The 14,674-nt window shown below is 52.6% G+C and carries 15 protein-coding genes and 1 tRNA gene; 9 read left to right on the top strand and 7 right to left on the bottom strand.

Annotated elements, in window-relative coordinates; genetic code table 11:
• Window positions 1-23: 23 nt before the first annotated feature.
• The 4 genes from tpx to A8710_RS08285 form a co-directional block, all read right to left on the bottom strand.
• Window positions 24-524, bottom strand: coding sequence for a thiol peroxidase (tpx, locus tag A8710_RS08305; protein WP_068859584.1), 501 nt, complete (start codon window positions 522-524; stop codon window positions 24-26).
• 548 nt (window positions 525-1,072) lie between these two features.
• Window positions 1,073-1,160: transfer RNA gene (locus A8710_RS08295), tRNA-Ser, on the bottom strand.
• Window positions 1,161-1,196: 36 nt separating this feature from the next.
• On the bottom strand, window positions 1,197-2,648 hold the full coding sequence (locus A8710_RS08290) for a phospholipase D-like domain-containing protein (RefSeq protein ID WP_068859580.1): 1,452 nt from the start codon (window positions 2,646-2,648) through the stop codon (window positions 1,197-1,199).
• Between the two features lie 2 nt (window positions 2,649-2,650).
• Window positions 2,651-4,792 (bottom strand): carboxy terminal-processing peptidase, encoded by a 2,142-nt coding sequence (locus A8710_RS08285; protein WP_082968749.1) that lies wholly within the window; start codon window positions 4,790-4,792, stop codon window positions 2,651-2,653.
• Between the two features lie 157 nt (window positions 4,793-4,949).
• Here A8710_RS08285 and nagZ point away from each other — a divergent pair, with 157 nt between their 5' ends.
• Complete coding sequence (gene nagZ, locus A8710_RS08280; protein ID WP_068859576.1) at window positions 4,950-5,828, top strand: beta-N-acetylhexosaminidase; 879 nt, start codon at window positions 4,950-4,952, stop codon at window positions 5,826-5,828.
• Here nagZ and A8710_RS08275 read toward each other — a convergent pair whose 3' ends face one another.
• The 3 genes from A8710_RS08275 to A8710_RS08265 form a co-directional block, all read right to left on the bottom strand.
• On the bottom strand, window positions 5,829-6,020 hold the full coding sequence (locus A8710_RS08275; protein ID WP_068859574.1) for a Flp family type IVb pilin: 192 nt from the start codon (window positions 6,018-6,020) through the stop codon (window positions 5,829-5,831).
• A 69-nt stretch (window positions 6,021-6,089) separates the two neighbouring features.
• The gene (locus tag A8710_RS08270) at window positions 6,090-6,278 is read right to left on the bottom strand and encodes a Flp family type IVb pilin (protein ID WP_068859573.1); all 189 of its coding nucleotides are present in this window, start codon (window positions 6,276-6,278) and stop codon (window positions 6,090-6,092) included.
• A 231-nt stretch (window positions 6,279-6,509) separates the two neighbouring features.
• A complete protein-coding gene (locus tag A8710_RS08265) occupies window positions 6,510-6,698 on the bottom strand; it encodes a Flp family type IVb pilin (RefSeq protein WP_068859571.1) in 189 nt (62 codons plus the stop codon).
• A 215-nt stretch (window positions 6,699-6,913) separates the two neighbouring features.
• Here A8710_RS08265 and cpaB point away from each other — a divergent pair, with 215 nt between their 5' ends.
• The 8 genes from cpaB to A8710_RS12255 all read left to right on the top strand — a co-directional run bounded on the left by cpaB (window position 6,914) and on the right by A8710_RS12255 (window position 14,667).
• Complete coding sequence (gene cpaB, locus A8710_RS08260; protein ID WP_082968747.1) at window positions 6,914-7,909, top strand: Flp pilus assembly protein CpaB; 996 nt, start codon at window positions 6,914-6,916, stop codon at window positions 7,907-7,909.
• On the top strand, window positions 7,906-9,144 hold the full coding sequence (locus tag A8710_RS08255) for a type II and III secretion system protein family protein (RefSeq protein WP_068859566.1): 1,239 nt from the start codon (window positions 7,906-7,908) through the stop codon (window positions 9,142-9,144). Before cpaB ends, A8710_RS08255 begins: the two co-directional genes overlap by 4 nt.
• Before the next feature lie 6 nt (window positions 9,145-9,150).
• A complete protein-coding gene (locus tag A8710_RS08250) occupies window positions 9,151-10,371 on the top strand; it encodes an AAA family ATPase (RefSeq protein WP_068860709.1) in 1,221 nt (406 codons plus the stop codon).
• 1 nt (window position 10,372) lies between these two features.
• The gene (locus A8710_RS08245) at window positions 10,373-11,647 is read left to right on the top strand and encodes a CpaF family protein (protein ID WP_068859565.1); all 1,275 of its coding nucleotides are present in this window, start codon (window positions 10,373-10,375) and stop codon (window positions 11,645-11,647) included.
• The gene (locus A8710_RS08240) at window positions 11,647-12,525 is read left to right on the top strand and encodes a type II secretion system F family protein (RefSeq protein ID WP_068859563.1); all 879 of its coding nucleotides are present in this window, start codon (window positions 11,647-11,649) and stop codon (window positions 12,523-12,525) included. The genes A8710_RS08245 and A8710_RS08240 overlap by 1 nt, the downstream gene beginning before the upstream one ends.
• Window positions 12,525-13,430: a type II secretion system F family protein gene (locus A8710_RS08235; RefSeq protein ID WP_068859561.1), complete on the top strand. Its 906-nt coding sequence runs from the start codon at window positions 12,525-12,527 to the stop codon at window positions 13,428-13,430. The genes A8710_RS08240 and A8710_RS08235 overlap by 1 nt, the downstream gene beginning before the upstream one ends.
• On the top strand, window positions 13,430-14,296 hold the full coding sequence (locus tag A8710_RS08230) for a tetratricopeptide repeat protein (RefSeq protein WP_068859558.1): 867 nt from the start codon (window positions 13,430-13,432) through the stop codon (window positions 14,294-14,296). The genes A8710_RS08235 and A8710_RS08230 overlap by 1 nt, the downstream gene beginning before the upstream one ends.
• Before the next feature lie 191 nt (window positions 14,297-14,487).
• A complete protein-coding gene (locus tag A8710_RS12255; protein WP_157686364.1) occupies window positions 14,488-14,667 on the top strand; it encodes a DUF3613 domain-containing protein in 180 nt (59 codons plus the stop codon).
• Window positions 14,668-14,674: the final 7 nt, after the last annotated feature.

Here is a 14,674-nt window from a genome sequence, read left to right as displayed (position 1 = left end):
TACCGTACTCAAGCTGAGTGAGATTAGTTGAGCGCAGCAATGGCCGCCGCATAGTTGGGTTCGTCACCGATTTCGGCGACTAACTCGCTGTGCAGCACTTGATTATTAGCGTCTAAGACCACCACAGCGCGAGCGGCTAAACCACGCAGTGGGCCTGTTGCGATGGCGATGCCATAGTCCTTCAAGAACTCAGGGTGACGGAAGCTTGAAAGATTAACGACCTTGTCCAAACCTTCGGAACCGCAGAAACGTGCCTGCGCGAAAGGTAGGTCTGCTGAGATACACAGCACAACGGTATTACTCAGTGAATTTAGTTCGGCGTTGAATTTGCGCACAGACGTGGCGCAGGTCGGTGTATCTACGCTAGGGAAAATATTCAGCACTTTGCGCTGACCAGCAAAGCTGGCGAGGGTGACATCTTCCAGTTTGCCGTTCACCAAGGTAAAAGCGGGTGCTGCGTGCCCAGTTTGGGGCAAGGTGCCATCTAGCGTGACGGGGTTGCCGTGCAGAGTGACTGTTGCCATGTGCTTAACTCCAATGCGTTTTAAAAATTACACTGGAGTTAAGCAGATTTGGCGTGTGATAGGGAGAGTGCAAAACGGCAATTTTAGAATACGGCCACCTCCTATGAGTTCGTTCGCGGATGAATTCGATCGATGGAGAGTGTGAAAGCCTCTATTTAGGAGTTGGCGGGATGGGGTTCTGCATAGGGGCGAGTGAGCAAGGCCCAGGCGCCGTGAAGCAACATGCCTATGGTTATCGTACTGGCGAATATGACCATAATGATCTCCGGTTGAGGATAGATAGGAATCTGTTCAACTGAGCTTGGCTGTCTCAAGCCACATTTCAATAGTGGCGGATGCCAGTTTTTTCGCCAGTAATCTTTCGTGCTAACGATGAAAGACGCAAAAGTTCTGAAACTCAACTCGGTACTTAGATTTTTGTTTCAGACGAAGTAAAAACCAGATTTTGCATAGCACGAAGCGTTATTTAGCGCGGTGGAGCTTAGTGATCTAAGTATGTAAGAAAGGTTTGATTTGCTGCGGAAGCTTTTGAATTTATTGTAATTTATTGGCGGAGGCGGTGAGATTCGAACTCACGATGCCTTTCGGCACGCCGGTTTTCAAGACCGGTGCATTCAACCACTCTGCCACGCCTCCGAACCGGCGAGCAGGATACCGAAGCTATGGTTTGGGTCAAGCAACTTCGTCATTTTTTGCAGATTTTTGCTCGCCCCCACGGCGATGGTGTAAGTAACGCCTTCTCGCAATTCGCAGTAAGTTAATGCTGACCCATGCGCTGATGGCGGCTAAGGGCCAGGCGATCCAAGCCGGACGCCAAAATCCTATGATGGCAATTCCAAGTCCGAATAGCGCTAACAGCATGAGTGCAGTTGCATCCGCAGGGCCTAGTCGGCGAGATTCACGTACAGCCATCGCCATGGCGCGGGAGACGCGGATAGTAGAAACGGCTGTTTGTTGATGTTGCATCTGCCGTCGCTGCTTGCGGCGAGGCTGGGCGAGGCGAACCGTTTGGTCGGGGCGCAGCACAATCTCCGTGGCCGACTCGAGGTCAGTTAAGAATTGCGCCATCATTTGTGCGCCAAAGTCCGGGCATTCAATCGCCACATCCAGCTCATAGTTTCCCAGCCAGGATGCCGGATTCAGGTTGCTTGAGCCTACGCGGGACCAGTGCCCATCAATGACGGCTGTCTTAGCATGGAGCATGGTTCCGTTCCATTCGTAAACACGAACACCGGCTTCCAATAGTGCGCGATAACCACTGCGTGCCAGCAGGCCAAGCCAGGGCAGGTCCGTGCTGCCCGGCACCAGTAAGCGCACATCAACGCCGGCTTGTGCGGCACGACGGAGGCCATCTAAGTATGCCGGTGTGCCTATCGGGTAGGCATCAGTCAGCCACAGTTGCTGTTTGGCCTGACTGATCATCAACTGATCCAGACGAAATAGGGGGCTGCTTTGTGGCTGGCCTACAATCAGTCTTACCCGTGAGTCGGTGACGCGAGGTTGGGCGAGGTTGGCGTTTGTAGCCACACTCCACGCAGCGCCTCCAGCCATTTGCCAGGTCTGAGCAAATGCCATTTCGGCTTCTGCAGAGATAACACCGTTAATCAGAACCCCAGTGTCTCGCCAGGGATGTGTGGTTGCATTGGCACTGCCTGCCACCTGGCCTCGCCAGCGCGCGCTATGGCACCAGCCAGTGATTAGGCTGAATTGACTGTCTACCACCAGCAGTTTGCGATGGTTTCGAATGATCCAGGCCAGTGGTTCACCAAGGCCGGGTACATTAAATCGGCGGCACTCACCCCCAGCATCAATCAGCTCTTGTCGCCAGCGACGACTTAAGCTCCAGCTGCCCAGCCAGTCGCACAAAACGGCTACTTTGACGCCGCGCTTTGCGGCACCACACAGCGCCAACAGCAACTGCTGACCCCAGTCGTCATCGGCTATTAGGTAGTTTTCTAGGGCAATTTGCTGTTGCGCGTTGTTAATGAGCGTAAGGGTAGCCTGCTCATGTTCGGGGCTATCTCGCAGCAGGGTTATGGCGTTGCCTGCGCTGCTGGCTCTTCCCACCAGCCGAGTCAGCAGGTGATCGAGAAGCTCACGTTCTGACGTCGGCTGGGGTTGCATACTTAACGTTCGCTAACGTTAGCGGGTTGTGCTTTGGCCGCTGAGTTTGTGGAGCCAGCGGTCTTTAGTGTGGGCAGCGTCGGCAGATTGCGAACAGGCGGCAGGGTATCCAGCAAAATTTCAGCAGCCTCCACCGTTAAGGCCGCTTCTTCCGAGCGCTCAAAGTTGGGGTCTGAGTTAGGGTTTAACTTTTCCTGTTGAGCCTCAAAGTCTTCCCACGATTTAAGCGCACTTAAGCCTTTAGCCGCCCGACGACGATTTTCAATAGCTAAACGTCGTGAATCGAGTTGTTGCTTTTCTAGGCGTCGCGCTTTTTCGTTCAATGACTGAGTCTTAATGTCATTGAGGTCGGCAATTAGCTTCTGCTCATCGAGCAGATAGCGGAAATCTGGATTGCGAGCTTGCCGTTGCGCGGAAGCACTGCGTAGGCTGGTCATGCGCCAATTGCCCTGGCCTTGGCGTTGGTAGCGGGCTGGAGGAATGGTGTCCCACGGTAGGGCACGAGGCAGCACTGACTCACCCATTTCGCTGGCCATGGATAATTCAGGAAAGACAATATCCGGCACGACGCCTTTGTTTTGTGTGCTGGCCCCTGAGATACGGTAAAACTTCGCCTCGGTGATTTTGAGTTGCCCTGAGCCCAGCTCCCGCAGTGATTGCACGGTGCCTTTACCGAAGGTTGTGCCGCCCACGACCAAGCCGCGACCGTAATCCTGAATGGCACCGGCAAAAATTTCGGACGCTGAGGCTGATAATCGGTTGGTCATCACCACGAGTGGGCCTGAGTAAGCCACTTCGGGATTGCCATCACCCAAGACTTCAACTTTGCCGCGGGCATCACGGACTTGCACGGTGGGTCCTGTGCTAATGAACTCACCAATGAGGTCATTCACTTCAGAGAGTGAGCCGCCGCCATTATTGCGTAAATCCAGAATAATGCCTTGGATGCGTTCCTGCTTAAGTTCGGTTAACAGGCGATGCACATCACGCGTGGTGCTACGGTAGTTCGGATCGCCCGCTTGCATGCCTTGGAAGTCGGCATAAAACGTCGGCAGTTTAATGACACCGATTCGACGAACCACGCCATCGCGTTTGATATCAACAATTTTTTTCGTGGCTGCCTGGTCTTCCAGCGCAACCGTATTTCGCACCAAGCTGACTTCTTTGCTATTGGCGGTGTCCGTCGAGCCTGCAGGCAGTACCTGTAATCGTACGGTCGTGCCCTTGGCGCCGCGAATTAGTTGAACGACTTCATCAATGCGCCAGCCCACCACATCAACAAACTCTTTATCGCCTTCTGCCACCGCGATTAAGCGATCGTTCGGCTTGAGCTGTCGTGATTTATCGGCCGGCCCACCAGGCACTAAACGAACCACCTTGGTGTACTCGTCATCGGTTTGAAGAACGGCGCCAATACCTTCGAGCTGCAGGCTCATGTTGATATTGAAGTTCTCTGAACTTCGCGGTGAGAAGTACTCGGTATGCGGATCATAGGTTTCAGTAAATGCATTCATATAGGTTTGGAATGCATCTTCTTTTTTGGTTTGAGCAACGGCGCTTAATTGCGATTTATAGCGCCGTTTGAGGGTGCTCAAAATGTCTTCATTGCTTTTACCAGCCAATTTCAAACTGAGCGCGGCTGACTTAATGCGCAGTCGCCAGAGCTGATCCAGCTCCGCCGTTGATTTGACCCAGGCCGCATTTTTGCGATCAATGACTAAAGTTTCATTGCCCGAGAAATCAAGGAGTTTCTTATTGTTATCTAGCTCGCTCAGAACAAATTGAAGGCGCTCGCGCAGGCGATTTTGAAAACGATTGTAGATCGTGAACCCGGGTGTGAGCACACCTGTTTTCAGGTGATCGTCCATCTGGAGTTGCCAGCGTGTAAAGCCCTCGATATCTGAGGCAAGAAAAAACAAGCGCTGACCATCCAGGTCGCTCAGATAGCGATTCCAAATCACTAGAGATAAGGCATCGTCGAGCGGGGGGCGCGTGTAATGCAAGACGGAGAGTTGCCTTGCCACCGTTCTGGCGACTTTACTTTGCTGCTCCGTTGGGACAAGTTCTGCCGCCGCTAAGGGCAGAGCCAGAGAAAATACGGTAGTCAGCAGAAGTCCACGGGTGAAAAACGACGATCTAAGCATGGCGATCTTTGTATTCCTTGGCACCGCATCTGGGGTGCAATCTTGCTCGATAATAACACTGCCTTAGCGTTCAGGGCGCGATTCAGGCTTTGACAATTATGTTCATGAGCGGCTTACTTCTCACTCTTCATTTGATGTTTTTGCTAGGAGATTTTGCATGGTGCGCGGACCGTTGATGGTAGACGTGGGTGGCTTAACCTTAACGGCCGAAGACAAGGAATTGCTGGCACATCCTCAAGTAGGCAGCGTTATTTTGTTTAGTCGAAATGTCGATACGCCCGAACAGATTCTGGCGCTGACAACGGCCATGCGCGCCGTGCGTCCAGAGCTTTGGATTGCGGTCGATCAAGAGGGTGGGCGAGTGCAGCGGTTTCGTGAAGGATTCACGCGCCTGCCAGCCATGCGCTCGTTTGGGCATCAATATGATGTTGACCCTATGTCTGCCCTAGCCGCTGCGCGAAGCTGTGGAGAGCTCATGGCTAAAGAAGTTAAAGCAGTTGGTGTCGACTTTAGTTTTGCTCCCGTGCTGGATCTCGATGTAGGCGTGAGCGGAGTCATTGGTGATCGTGCATTTCATACCGAGCCAGCGGCCGCCACCGCGCTCGTGCGCGCCTTTATGCAAGGCATGAAAGCGGCGGGCATGATGACCATCGGCAAGCATTTCCCCGGACATGGCTCGGTGGCGGCAGACTCTCACTTTGCCTTGCCGGTAGACGATCGTTCGTGGGATGAAATCAATGCGTATGACCTGCAGCCTTTTCGTGCCTTAGCGAAAGAGTTAGACGGCATCATGCCGGCGCACGTGGTCTATCCCCAAGTTGATTCCTTACCTGCCGGTTTCTCTTCGTTCTGGCTAAAAACGGTGTTGCGTGAGCAGTTAGGCTTTGCGGGCTTAGTGTTTTCAGATGATCTGTGTATGGAAGGTGCGGCGGGTGTAGGAACGATGCGTGAGCGTTACGACTTAGCGTTAGAGGCAGGGTGTGATGTGGTGTTGATCTGTAATAACCGCGAAGCGGCACTCAGCGTACTGAGTTAACTATGGGGTATGAAGGTCGGCACCGGCTTCATCGAGGTTGGAGCTGACTTCACGAATAGCGGTATAGGTATTGTTGCCAATAAAAGGCATAGCAATGACGGCGACCAGCGCAATTAGCCCGGCGATTAAGGCGTACTCAATTATGGTTGCGCCATGCTCTCGTCGGTGTTTGATGGCGTGAGATGCTTTCACATTGAGTAGCCTCAACAGTCAGTCAAAATTAAAAATGGGCCCGAGAGCCCATTTCCAATTAAGCAAACATCAGGTAGGTGTAGCCGACTTCATTGCGCTTCCGATGCCGCTCATAGTCGATTTGACCGATGTGCCGATGAAACTAAAGGCAGCAATAGCAGCAACAGAAATGAGTGCAGCAATCAATGCGTACTCAATAACTGTGGCGCCTTTTTCTTTGCGGCGCATTTTTGCGACGAGCGCTTGGAATTTTTGCATTTTAATCTCCAGATGGTTGTCGTCGGTCTGTGCCGGACAATTACAGTTTACGGAAAAACTTCGTATTGGCTAGGGCTACCGACGTGGAATTGTCGTGGCTTTGTAAGTGCATGCAATCGGGTGAGAGTGAAAAGAATGAAATATTGGCTTTATGTAAAGTTTGCCGGGTGGTTAAGCTCAAGTGTTGCTTATGAAAAAAAGGGCCAAGCGGCCCTTTTTTCAACGCTAGGCTTAGGTCGGTGTTGCCGAAGACATGGCACTACCGATACCACTCATGGTCGACTTAACTGACGTGCCAATAAAGCTAAACGCAGCAATGGCAGCAACAGAAATCAGTGCGGCAATCAATGCGTACTCAATGACAGTTGCGCCTTTTTCACGACCCTGAACCTTTGAAAGTAGCGCGGTTTTAATTTTCATTTTTTACCACCTCAAATTAACTCGGATTAGTGTTACAGCCCTAGTGTATGTAATTTCAGTTTGTGTGCTACCCGCTTGAACTGCATTTTGTCGTTTATTTGTAAGACCTTGTAGGTGTTTGTTGATTAGGCACTGTTATGTGATGGCTTACTTGCTAGGATCAATAGTCACTTGGTAAATGTGCAACGGCACTTTTCAACACGGAAGCTAAAGGCATGAACAGTCGGGTCATGATATTGCTCGCGATATTGCTAATTCTGGGAGCCTCGGTTGCAGGCTATCTGGGCTATAAAACAACCACTGAAGCTAAAGAGGCCGCCATTCAGGCCGAGCAAAAAGCGATTGCGGCGCAAAAAGTGGCTGAAATTGGTGTGCCCGGCAAAGTCGCTGTGGTGGTCGTGAAGCAGAATGTTCCAGCCTATAAAGTGCTAACAGCAGAAGACCTCGCGCTGGACTATCTGAAAATTGCGCCCCCCAGAACCTATCGCACAATAGAAGAAGTCATCGGCCAGCCGGTTCAGGTAGAGCTAGTGGCAGGCGATATTCTGGAGCTAGGTGATTTGCAGCCGGGTAGTGAGGTGGCTAGGCTGTTAAAGCCGGGTGAGCGTGCGGTGGCAATTCCTGTAGATGAAATCATCGGTGGTGGTGGCTTTGTGCAACCAGGAGATACCGTTGATTTGCTGCTGTTTCTTCGCGGTGAAAATGGCGCCAAAGATTCTGCGCAAGTCGTGATGCAGTCGCTTCGCGTGCTCGGCTTCGGTGCCGATATTATCAATCCTGATGGCGGCGTAGAGACGCCAGAGCAGAAGGCCGGTCGTAAAAGTGAGCGTGCTCGTGCGCGTTCAGCGGTACTGGCAATTGCAGAAAAGGATGTGACGCGCATTATGTTGGCCAGCAGTTTGGGCACCCTGCGCATGGCCACCCGGCCTGCGGCTGAGTTAGTGGCAGCGAGTGATGTCGCCCAGCCGGGACCCACGAAGCCCAATGCCGCCCAACCCGTTACCGAACCGGTCTGTAAGCCACAAAGTAGTGTGCCCACCCCAACACAACGGCAATTGCTGACATCTGCTGCCCTAAGAGCCGATGGTGTTGCGAGTGCGCCGCGAGCCGCTGCTAAAGCGCCACAAGCTAAGCCGGCAGCCAAACCAAAGCCCAGTGAGCCAACTATTTTGATTTATCGCGGGTTGGACGCCCAGAGGGTTACACCATGAGTCGTATCGTTTGGTCAAAAGGCCTAGTCATACTACTTACTTCGATGGCTAGTAGTGTGGCGTTAGCCGCAGCTTGCGAAGATCCGGATTTTGTTTACCCCAAGGTGTTAAGCATTAAGGCCGGCTTGCAAGACACCTTAACTCTGCCCGGCGCCGTCACGCGCCTCTCCATAGGCGACCCCGCGACAGCAGATGTGGCATTAACCGACTCGCGAAATCTTCTGGTTCAAGCCAAAAAAGCGGGGGAGACCAGCCTGCTGATTTGGACGCAGTGTGGCAAACAACCTGCTCGCGTCATTATTAATGTGCCCATTGCCATGAGTGCGGCTCAGCAAGTCGCTCAAGCAGCGGCGCCCGAGGCGTTGGCAACACTGCCTTCTCAAGTGCAAGCGGACATTCGATTTGTTGAGCTGAGTCGGTCCCGATTAAGTGAGGTCGGTGCACGAATCGGTGCCAGTGGCGGTAAAGGAGTGATATCACCGCCAAACTCAACTGGAAGTGTCGTAAGAAATGCAGCCGGTGCCTTTTCGTTCCCGACCTTTCTGCTTGATTCTGGTGCGTTCAATATCTTGTGGGGCGGTAGCTCTAATCGGTTTTTAGCGGCAATTAATTTGCTCGAGCAAACCGGTTACGCCTACACCTTGTCCAGACCCTCCTTGGTGGCCATGAGTGGCCAATCAGCGAACTTCTTGGCGGGCGGGGAGGTTCCTATTCCGGTGCCACAAGGAACTAACGGCACGGTAGCGATTGAGTACAAGGAGTTTGGTGTGCGGCTGAGTCTGACTCCCACGGTGCTGAGTAATCAGCAAATTTTGCTGAAAGTAGCGCCTGAAGTGAGTGACTTAGACTTTAACAATGCGGTGACCTTGCAAGGCTCAGTCATTCCAGCTCTGCGCATCCGTCGAACCGATACCACCATATCGTTAGCGGATGGTGAGAGCTTCATTATCAGTGGCTTGGTGTCTCGCAGTACCAATAACAATGCCAGCAAATTTCCCGGCTTGGGAGACATTCCTATCCTCGGTGCATTTTTCAAATCTAATCGATTTGAAAGCGAAGATAGAGAGTTGCTGATGATCGTAACGCCGCGCCTTGTAAGGCCTATTTCGGTGAAAGCGGAGTTGCCGGAATTGCCTGGCGACGGCTTAAGAACCTACGACCCGAGTGCTGGACGGTTATTTTTCAAAGGCTCAGAGTCTCCATATCGCCGCGCACCCATTGGCTTTTCACGGTAATTTATGATGAATAACTCTTTGCCATCGGTTGTGATTGTTACTCAGGATCGAGACCAATTTACGTGGCTGCAGTCGGCGCTGGAGAGCAATGCCGATGTGGTTATGTCGCAGCAGCGTGATCTCAATGATGTGCTTCAGTTAATCAATATGGCCACGGCCTCCATCATTTTTGTGCCCGTTCGCCGGGATGCCTGGATTGAGGATGTGCAGTTTATTGAGGGCTTGGTAGCGGCTAGTCCAACGCTGGCCTGTGTCGCAGTTTCGGAAGTGTTGGACCAAGATCGATTACTGGGTGCCATGCGCGCCGGGGCAAAAGACTTCGTGACCTTTGCCACCCGCCCCAGTGAGTTGGCTGGTTTGGTTCGGCGCCTAGGTGAGCGCGTGCCTGAGGTTATCGAAAACCCCATGCGCCAGGGCACGATGGTTGTTATGGCCAGTGAACGACCGGTGTTGCAATCAGCCTTTCATGCCCTACATTTGGCCGCTTCGCTGCAAACCCAAAATCCGGATGCGCGGGTGCTCTTAGTGGATGTGGGGCAGCCATTTGCCGAAGCGCAACTGCTCTTTGGATTGGAAGGCCAGTTCAGCTTTATGGACACCTTAAGGAATTTACGCCGTCTCGACCAAACACTCGTAGATACCGCCTTTCCGCGCCATAAGTCCGGCGTACGGGTGTTGTCTGCACCCCGAGAAGGCATGGACATGGATGAGGTCACGACGTCCGAAATGTTCCTGCTGGTGGGCACGCTCCGTAGTCTCTTTACCCATGTGGTGGTCAACATCTGTGGCCTCCCCACGGTGGATATGACCGAGCTACTTATTGGTAATGCCAACCACATTATTTTTGTTGTGGATCAGTCCATTACCAGTTGCCGTGCTGGGCTGGATTTCCAGTCCAACTTGAAGCAACTCGGTGTGCCCATTGCGGATGCTCTGCTGTTGGTCGATCACTACTTACCCAAGATATCTCCGGACGCTAAAGCCATTGCGCGTTCGTTTGCCATTGAGCGTCATGTGGAGTTGCCAGCCGCAGCTGAAGTACGTCTGCGGGCGATGAATATCGGCCAATTGGTGTTTGAGTTGGCGCCTCAAGATCCGTTGGCGAAGCGATATCGCGATTTGGCCGACATGATTTATGTGCCGGCCATTGCCAAGGCACGGGCCAAACAGGCCGGCAGTTCGGGTGGCTTCCTGGGCAAGCTTAAATCCAGCTTGAAGGGCAACTGACATGGCCGGTTATATTCCCGGCGGGCGGATGTCGCCAAAGAAAATTGAGCAAGATATCGCTCAGATCAAATTTCGCTTTCATCGTTATTTGATTGAGCGAGTTGACGACGATCACTTCAATATTCTGGAAAACACGCGCCAAGCCATCATGGACTATGTCCAGATTAAGCTCACGGTGTACGTGAATGACAACGCGCTACCCTTGTCGCGATACGAAGCCGATCGTTTGGCTGAAGAGCTGGTGGATGAGCTGGTGGGTTTCGGCCCCTTAGAGTCCCTGCTGAAAGATTCGTCGGTCACAGAAATCATGGTCAATGGCGCCCAGCGAATTTTCTTTGAGCGTGACGGGGTCATTCAACGCAGCGATTTGCGCTTTGTGGATGACAATCATGTCTCGCGAGTGATTCAGCGAATTCTTGCGCCCATTGGCCGCCGCCTCGACGAATCTAGCCCGATGGTGGATGCGCGCATGCCTGATGGCAGCCGTGTAAATGCCATTATTCCGCCCATTGCCTTAGACGGCCCGAGCATTTCCATTCGTAAGTTTCGCCGTGATCTGTTGCGTGCGAACGACTTGGTGACCTATCGCTCGGTCAGCGAAGAAATGCTGCAGTTCATTAGGAAAGCAGTGGGTCAGCGCGCCAATATTCTCGTCAGTGGCGGTACGGGTACGGGTAAAACGACGTTTCTTAATGTGCTGTCCAGCTTTATTAATCATCACGAGCGTATCGTGACCATTGAAGATACGGCTGAGCTTCAGTTAAGCAACGATCATGTGGTGCGTTTGGAAACGCGTCCGCCTAATGCCGAAGGCTTTGGCGAAGTGAGTGCCCGTGACTTGATTCGTAACGCGCTGCGTATGCGTCCGGATCGCATCATCGTGGGCGAAGTTCGTAGCTATGAAGTCATGGACATGTTGCAGGCCATGAACACCGGCCATGAAGGCTCCATGTCGACCCTGCATGCTAACAGCGCTGCCGATGCGCTCTTGCGTATGGAGACCTTGGTGGGCTTGTCCGGCCAAAAGATTTCTGAGGCGACGTTGCGCGCCATCATTGTGTCGGCGGTGGATATTGTTGTGCAGCTCACCCGGTTGCCAAATGGCCGTCGCTGCGTGGCAGAGATTACGGAGGTGGTGGATCTTCGTGATGATCAATATGTCACCAATACCTTGTTTAAGCTGGACCGTATATCAGGCAACCATTTAAAGGCCAGCAGCGGGCCGGCTAAACCTCGTGTGATTGAGCTAATGAAGCAAGCCGAGGCTAAGCACTAATGCTCTTTTTTGTGTATTTGCTGGCGGCCATGCTCATGGGGCTAGGCTCGCTTTATTTGATTTGGTTAGGTCAGAAGCAGGCTCAAGAAGAGGCCGTGTCTAAGCGATTGGCGCTTATTGGTGTGCAGGCCTTGGAGTTTCCCAAAAAGAACTGGCTAACCATTCAGCTTGAACGTGCGGGTATTACATTGCCCGAAACACAGCGACGCATGATTGGTTTAGCGTTAACGTTGATTTTGCTGCTCGTCACGATTCAGTTCGGATTTGCCCTGGCGCTACTCCTGGCCTTCGGTTTAATGGTATTTGCCTACACCGCTATCGGCAGTATTTATCAACGCCGTATGAATCTTATTGTTTCGCAATTACCGCGCTTGCTAGATCAAGTCGTTCGTTTGATGCGTACCGGCAAAACCTTGGCGGATAGCTTCTTTATTGCCACGCGAGATGCCGATGAGCCGCTGAAAACGGTGATGCTGAAATTGCAGCGCAATATTCAATTAGGTATGACGATACCCGAAGCGTTTATTGATTTGTCGGAAGTCTATGTGCTGAAGGAGTTGCAAGTGCTGGCGCTGGGCGTGAACGTCAACTCTCGCTTTGGCGGTAGTTTGATTGACCTGCTCAATAACATCATTACCTTGATCCAACAGCGCGAGCAACTGAATCGACAGCTGCGTGCTTTTACCGGAGAGACGCGCTCTAGCGCGGTGGTACTGTCGGCCCTACCCATCATGGTGGGCTCTTTTATGATTTTGAGTAACCCGGACTACATCTACCAAATGATCGATGACCCCACGGGTAAATGGGTCATGGTGACAGCAGCGATTATGCAGATTTCGGGTATGGCCGTGATCTGGAAAATGCTGAGGAGCATCTGATGGCCGGACTCTTTGGTACCCTCTTTTTCTGCGTCGTTTTGCTTGCGATCGGCATGGCTATTTGGACTTTCACGCGTATTGCCGGCGAGCGGCGCCTCGTTGAGCGGCGCATGACAGTGCGCGGTAATGCGCGCGAAGATGCACGCTTGCTCAGCATGCGATTTGCCGACTTGTTTGATGACCAAGAACGCATCCGCAAACACATCGAGAAAGACAGTGAGCTCGTGTTAGCCATGTGGCGCGCGGGTTATCGCTCTGCAGCCCAACGCGCCACGCTCTATGGTGTGCAGGTTATTTTGCCGATTGCTGCATTAGCGCTAACAGGGCTGTGGATTCTAATCAACGGCTATAGCCAAAACGGCCTATTGGTAGGCATTGTCATTGTCATTGTTTGTGTGCTGCTACCTAAGCGCGTCATCAATGGCATCGCCAAGGATCGCTTAAAGCGTATTGATGATGAGCTCTCCCTCTTCGTGCAAATGCTGCGCATCCTATTTGATGCCGGCCTTGCCGTTGAGCAAGCGTTACGCGTCATGGCCAATGAAGCCAAACTCGTCCTGCCAGAATTAGTGAAAGAGCTGGAACCCGTATTACGGCGTGCTGAGCAAGGTCTGGACTTGGAAAATGAGCTGGGCAGTTCGGCGGCCGCGCTAGATCACGCTAACTTCACGGACGTTACCGTCATCATTCGGCAAATGCTGAAGCAGGGGGGTAGCGCCCGAGCCTCCCTGACAAAATTGATTGAAGTCATGGAAAGCCGGCGACTGACGGACATGCAGGAAAAGGTCAGTAAGTTGACGGCACGTATGACGGTGGTCATGGTGGTGTTCTTTTTCCCCGCACTGGTCATTTTGTTGGCCGGCCCTGGCTTTATTTCTATTGGCGATGCCATGGGTGATATGTGATGACGCGATTTCAGTTAACTGGACTCTGGACGGGGTTAGGTGTCCTGCTGGTGCTCGTATCGGGCTGTGCGACGTCGAAAGGCACGGTTAGGCAGATCCCGAGTGCAGCGGTGGTGGGTGTCCCTGTTGAGTCGAGAACCACAAGCAGTGTTGATGAAGCTCCAGAAGTCATAGCGCCTGTAAAGGTCCAAGAGCCTGAGATTCGAGTCAATTGCCGAGCGACACTAAGCAAAGACGATGAACTGGTAAAGGCACTAGTAGAGCAGCGCGTTCGCGATGGCAACTATTACGCAGCCCTGGCTCAAATTCAGTCACTGCCCTCTGAAGTCGCTACGGTTGCTGCCCTGCGCGCCGATATCCTGCGCCAGTTACAGTCACCACAGGCCGAGGCTTGGTATGTGGCTTTGCAGGGTAGCTGCTTGGCAGGTCGGGCAGAACATGGCCTGGGCTTATTAGCGGCTCAACGAAATGATTACACGCAGGCCTTAAAGCGACTCATTAGCGCTTCACGTTTACTCCCTGCGGATAGTCGAGTTCGTAACGATTTAGGCTTTTTGTACCTGCATCTCAACATGGATGCCCCCGCCGAATTTGAACTGCGGACGGCCTATGAGTTAGCGCCAGAGGACAAGGTGCCTGGGTTTAACCTAGCGTTGCTGGCACTGCTGCGTCAAGACGAAGGCGCATGGGTCTATTGGTCAGACCGCATCAGCTTCACGACTTCTGACCGAGAGGAGCTTTTACACAGTTGTCAGTATTTAATGCGCAAACGGAGCCGCTCACAAAGTTCCGTGTCTTGCCCCATGAGTCCGCGCACGGCATTACCTAGTGCAGTGCAAATGCCTACCATGCCAAAGGGTAAATAATCGTTGATGTTATGCGTACGTGACGATTTGTGGCTGTTTTGCAGCAGGTGCTCAGTCAACGTGTTACGCGGCGTATGATGTTTAAATCTGATGGGAGAGAAGTAATGCGAAATATAGCGCCGATTAAATGCTTATTAGCTCTGACCCTATTCGCGAGTGCTTCCGCAGCTGTAGCGCAGGAAGAGTTGCCCATGGCAGGCGAGCAAACCAGCCTGTGGCTGAGTATGCAGCGGGAGGGTGAGCAAGCCTCCAGCAATCCGCAGGCAGCCTCTGCTGTTCAGCGGGAGAAGGCGGCTGAGCGCTTTCTCAAAACCTACGATTACGCCATCAAAGAGAGCTTTTATGGTGACGGCTTTGGTGCCGGGAAATAGCCTGAGA

Origin of the sequence: Perlucidibaca aquatica (assembly GCF_001676655.1) — a bacterium.
Taxonomy (GTDB): Bacteria; Pseudomonadota; Gammaproteobacteria; order Pseudomonadales; family Moraxellaceae; genus Perlucidibaca; species Perlucidibaca aquatica.
This window is presented reverse-complemented; position numbering and strand designations above follow the sequence as displayed.

What these genes read in the sequence shown, in the direction of transcription:
- tpx (WP_068859584.1), bottom strand. Translation starts at nt 524, where the DNA reads ATGGCAACAGTCACTCTGCACGGCAACCCCGTCACGCTAGATGGCACC.
- A8710_RS08290 (WP_068859580.1), bottom strand. Translation starts at nt 2,648, where the DNA reads ATGCAACCCCAGCCGACGTCAGAACGTGAGCTTCTCGATCACCTGCTG.
- A8710_RS08285 (WP_082968749.1), bottom strand. Translation starts at nt 4,792, where the DNA reads ATGCTTAGATCGTCGTTTTTCACCCGTGGACTTCTGCTGACTACCGTA.
- nagZ (WP_068859576.1), top strand. Translation starts at nt 4,950, where the DNA reads ATGGTGCGCGGACCGTTGATGGTAGACGTGGGTGGCTTAACCTTAACG.
- A8710_RS08270 (WP_068859573.1), bottom strand. Translation starts at nt 6,278, where the DNA reads ATGCAAAAATTCCAAGCGCTCGTCGCAAAAATGCGCCGCAAAGAAAAA.
- A8710_RS08265 (WP_068859571.1), bottom strand. Translation starts at nt 6,698, where the DNA reads ATGAAAATTAAAACCGCGCTACTTTCAAAGGTTCAGGGTCGTGAAAAA.
- cpaB (WP_082968747.1), top strand. Translation starts at nt 6,914, where the DNA reads ATGAACAGTCGGGTCATGATATTGCTCGCGATATTGCTAATTCTGGGA.
- A8710_RS08255 (WP_068859566.1), top strand. Translation starts at nt 7,906, where the DNA reads ATGAGTCGTATCGTTTGGTCAAAAGGCCTAGTCATACTACTTACTTCG.
- A8710_RS08250 (WP_068860709.1), top strand. Translation starts at nt 9,151, where the DNA reads ATGAATAACTCTTTGCCATCGGTTGTGATTGTTACTCAGGATCGAGAC.
- A8710_RS08245 (WP_068859565.1), top strand. Translation starts at nt 10,373, where the DNA reads ATGGCCGGTTATATTCCCGGCGGGCGGATGTCGCCAAAGAAAATTGAG.
- A8710_RS08240 (WP_068859563.1), top strand. Translation starts at nt 11,647, where the DNA reads ATGCTCTTTTTTGTGTATTTGCTGGCGGCCATGCTCATGGGGCTAGGC.
- A8710_RS08235 (WP_068859561.1), top strand. Translation starts at nt 12,525, where the DNA reads ATGGCCGGACTCTTTGGTACCCTCTTTTTCTGCGTCGTTTTGCTTGCG.
- A8710_RS08230 (WP_068859558.1), top strand. Translation starts at nt 13,430, where the DNA reads ATGACGCGATTTCAGTTAACTGGACTCTGGACGGGGTTAGGTGTCCTG.
- A8710_RS12255 (WP_157686364.1), top strand. Translation starts at nt 14,488, where the DNA reads ATGGCAGGCGAGCAAACCAGCCTGTGGCTGAGTATGCAGCGGGAGGGT.